Origin of the sequence: Ureibacillus sp. GCM10028918, assembly GCF_042666115.1 — a bacterium.
Lineage (GTDB): Bacteria > Bacillota > Bacilli > Bacillales_A > Planococcaceae > Ureibacillus.
On the sequence record NZ_JBHTFK010000001.1, the window covers coordinates 1 to 3,803 of the forward strand.

At 36.4% G+C, this 3,803-nt stretch carries 4 protein-coding genes and 2 rRNA genes; all 6 read left to right on the plus strand.

Going from position 1 to position 3,803, the window contains the following annotated elements; translation table 11 throughout:
- Nucleotides 1-107: 107 nt before the first annotated feature.
- Nucleotides 108-223: ribosomal RNA gene (gene rrf / locus ACFQU5_RS00005) — 5S ribosomal RNA — on the plus strand.
- Nucleotides 224-331: 108 nt separating this feature from the next.
- Nucleotides 332-505: a hypothetical protein gene (locus tag ACFQU5_RS00010; RefSeq protein ID WP_390283350.1), complete on the plus strand. Its 174-nt coding sequence runs from the start codon at nt 332-334 to the stop codon at nt 503-505.
- A gap of 193 nt (nt 506-698) precedes the next feature.
- Nucleotides 699-1,253 carry a site-specific integrase gene (locus ACFQU5_RS00015; protein WP_390283353.1) on the plus strand — a complete coding sequence of 185 codons (555 nt, stop codon included), beginning with the start codon at nt 699-701 and terminating at the stop codon, nt 1,251-1,253.
- 602 nt (nt 1,254-1,855) lie between these two features.
- Complete coding sequence (locus ACFQU5_RS00020; protein ID WP_390283356.1) at nt 1,856-2,674, plus strand: hypothetical protein; 819 nt, start codon at nt 1,856-1,858, stop codon at nt 2,672-2,674.
- 15 nt (nt 2,675-2,689) lie between these two features.
- Complete coding sequence (locus tag ACFQU5_RS00025) at nt 2,690-3,259, plus strand: MerR family transcriptional regulator (protein WP_390283359.1); 570 nt, start codon at nt 2,690-2,692, stop codon at nt 3,257-3,259.
- 469 nt (nt 3,260-3,728) lie between these two features.
- Nucleotides 3,729-3,803, plus strand: a 16S ribosomal RNA gene (locus ACFQU5_RS00030); the annotation flags it as partial.

Below are 3,803 nucleotides of genomic sequence, written 5' to 3' on the forward strand. Positions count from 1 at the left end.
GACGAATACTAATCGATCGAGGACTTAACCACAATAGATTGAAATCTTGAACGCATTCAATGTCTTTATCCAGTTTTGAGAGAACAAACTTCTTTCAACTAAATAAGTTTAGTGATGATGGCAAAGAGGTCACACCCGTTCCCATACCGAACACGGAAGTTAAGCTCTTTAGCGCCGATGGTAGTTGGGGGCTTCCCCCTGTGAGAGTAGGACGTCGCTAGGCAAGCAAAAAAGCATGACTTTTAGTCGTGCTTTTTTTATTTATCTTTAAAAACAAATCCATTGGTTAAAAAAAATCCCATGACTCAAAATAAATAAGTATGGAGGTGAAATGAGAATGGATAAAAAACAAAATCAAAACAAAAATGAAGAGTTTGCTGAAGATTTAAACTTGGATCAGAATCGTGAGCGTGAAATAGATTTAAATCGTCATCGCAATCGTGAGGAATTCGCAGAAGACCTAAACTTCAATCGCGATCAAATCAATCACAATCGAGAAAGTTAATAAGAACAACATAAGGATTTCCTTCTTCAAACACCTAGTATCTAGGTGTTGTTTTTTTATGTTCTAAGAGACTTTTGAATGTACGAATTTAGATATTTTCATACATATAAAACGTTGACTTTATAGGTTTCTTTCCGTAAAAATAAGATATAATACATTAGATGTACGATATTGTATGGAAAGAGGCGAAAATATGACGAGTGAAAAGAATGTTCAGCCGTTAAGATCAGCACAAGAAATTGACGATATGCGGTGGGCATTATCTCGGTATTCGAGTGCAAGAGATTTATTTATGTTTAACTTCGGAATTAATACGGGATTACGAGTAAGCGACATTGTACCGTTACAAGTAAGTGATGTACGAGGGAAGCAGCATGTAGTTATAACGGAGAGAAAGACCGGCAAACCTAAACGATTCTTATTACCGAAATCAACGCGTGAGGCAATCGACGATTATACACGCGGTATGGCAAGTGAGGATTACTTATTTGCCAGTCGTAAGGGCGATAGTCACATATCTACTACGCAGGCATATAGAGCGCTACAGAAAGCGGCAGAAGCTCTAGGACGTGACGATATTGGAACGCATACGATGCGCAAGACATTCGGCTATCACCACTATAAGCGTAATAAGGACGTAGCAACGCTGCAGCATATATTTAACCACTCAGCGCCGTCTATTACGCTTAAGTATATCGGAATTACTGACGATGAAATCGATAAAACGATGGAAGATTTCTCGTTATAATAAGCGATCAATTAACAGTCCTTGTTAGTAGTTCTTTTTTACGTGGACCCCAAAGGGAACCTAAATCACTATCGGGACATGGAAAAAAATCGATGGGAATTGGCAATGAGGTACATAGGGGATTAAAAATGATAAATGACAATGTTGGAATAATAAATGATTAAGAAAGAAAATTTATATAAGGGAAACAGATCGATTTTTTAATATTTAATTATTTAGTTACCATTGCAGATTGGCAAGGTTTAGTATATCGTTATAAATATTGAGACAATTGAACGGAAAATAAAAAACAACCCTGCGGAAAGTAATCGGTTTGCCGACCTTTTACCTTCCCTCACAACCGTGTCGAGACCACGGTGCAAGTTTGCAGAGTTGATTTATACTATGTTATATGACGTAATGTCTATCGTTATTCTATATGATAGAGAATGTTATTTCAATAGTAAAGTATAAACCAATTATCGCTAATAGTCGCTAATATGCGCTTGCATCGTCTTGAAAAACACGATTGCAGGCGCTTTTTCTTTTCCGAAAATACTGGAGNGCCTGCTACACGTAAGCGACTAGAAGTTCTAAAGACTACGTTAGAAGAACGGAATATCATGCTCGACGAAATGTTTCCACATAAACAGTTAGCGGTCGTAGATCGCATTATTTATTTAACGAGCGGTGCAGGAATAGCAAAAGTTGGCGCGGAGAAGTTGGCGGAGAAATGTGAAGTGTCGAAAAGAACCGTTACAAGCGCTGTAAGAGCGTTAAAAGAAACTGGAGAGTTTATCGTTGGCCGATTAATTAAAACGAAAGGCGGTGCCGGTAAATACATTTTCGTCGATAAAAAACATCCCAACTTCCGTGAAATTATGCGCGAAGTATTCTCGTTTTCAGACTACAAATTTGCACAACTAACTGCGGAACAAATTGCTGAACAGGAAATTATCAAATCCGTTGAGGCTGTAAGTTCAAATGAAGAAAATGAGCGTCCTAACATTAATATCTATTCTACAAAACAAGAAAAAAATAAGTATGTAAGTAATATAGCTAACGCTATTAAAGATTCAATTGAAGAAGAGTCAACGCCAAGCCGTGAATATGTCGAAGAATATGCTTCAAATTCGCTTCAAATCGAGTTCTATGACCTCTTAAATGGATTAGCTTATCCAAGACCTATTGACGCTGTAAAACATGTCTTGGCGCTTCGTATAGGCTCTGATTGTGATATTAAACGCTTTGTTAAGGCCAAAAATATCGTTCATTCTATCTCTATGCGAATTTTAGATGGTTATGAATTTGATAATATTCCAGCTGCATTTACTGCGGCTCTTACAAAGTCTGAATCATACGAAGTACCACCGATAAAAGCAAAACCAACGTATTCAAAACGGTCAGTATCATTTTATAATTGGCTTAACGAACGCGAATAAATACGGAGGTAACGCATGGAACGGATTAGTGCAAAGATAGTAGCAGAAATGCTTGGCTTTACAACAACCAATTTAAAACATTACGCTGTCTTATTGGAACAGAACGGATTAGAAATCTACCGAAATTCACGTAATCATCGCGAATATACGCAAGATGACGTAAAGATTTTAAAGGCTATGCAATACCTAAATCGTGAGAAATCAATGTCCTTAGATGATGTTGCAATTAAGGTGACGTCATCCGATTTCGATCCTGATGTTTTATTGTCGCAACAATTACCGCAAATTGTCGCTCAAAATGGCGCGAATATAAGCGTAGTGAAGCAAGAAAGCGACAACGCCTTACGCATATTAGCCGAATTATCTACGCTTTTGGCGGAGCAAAAGGCAATTCGCGAAGAACTTCTTGCTCGAGATAAATTACAAATTGAATTTATGAGTACAATCGATTGTAAATTAGCACAACAAGCGGAAGCTATGAAGGAACAGGCAGCGACAATTGAAGCAATAAATATGGAATTAGAAACACTTCGGCAGGCAGAAAAGCCGACCTCATTGTGGGCTCGACTATTTGGCGGTAAATAACACTCTATAGGAAAAAATAAGAGTTTTAATTATAACTTTGTGTGTTTAAAAAGTAGGCTTAAAAATCAATTTGGATAGATCGCAATTCGCTATACCGTTTGAAATTATATCTATATAATAAAAAAATGATATTTTTATTAAAAAATATATTGACCTTATATTTATTTATTGGTATTATTATTTAGCTGTCGCAAACGACTTAATTATTTAGAATGTTGGTTGACAGTTGCTTTATATAATATAATTCCTGTCGATTTGATAGGTTTTTAAAAAGTTTTTTAAAAAAATCTTAATTCTATTTACAACACAATATTATTTTGATATACTATAATTCCTGTCGCTAAATAGTGACGTTGAACTTTGAAAACTGAACAACAAAACGTTAATGAAACATAGTTTCTTCGGAGACAAAATTTTGGACATCAAAATTGATGCCAGCAAGAAATTTGAGCTTTATCAAATTTTCTCTTTTATGGAGAGTTTGATCCTGGCTCAGGACGAACGCTGGCGGCGTGCCTAATACATGCAAGTCGAGCGGACTTGA

Bases quoted from the DNA above. Each gene is read 5' to 3' on its own strand.
- ACFQU5_RS00010 (WP_390283350.1), top strand. From the start codon at position 332: ATGAGAATGGATAAAAAACAAAATCAAAACAAAAATGAAGAGTTTGCT.
- ACFQU5_RS00015 (WP_390283353.1), top strand. From the start codon at position 699: ATGACGAGTGAAAAGAATGTTCAGCCGTTAAGATCAGCACAAGAAATT.
- ACFQU5_RS00020 (WP_390283356.1), top strand. From the start codon at position 1,856: ATGCTCGACGAAATGTTTCCACATAAACAGTTAGCGGTCGTAGATCGC.
- ACFQU5_RS00025 (WP_390283359.1), top strand. From the start codon at position 2,690: ATGGAACGGATTAGTGCAAAGATAGTAGCAGAAATGCTTGGCTTTACA.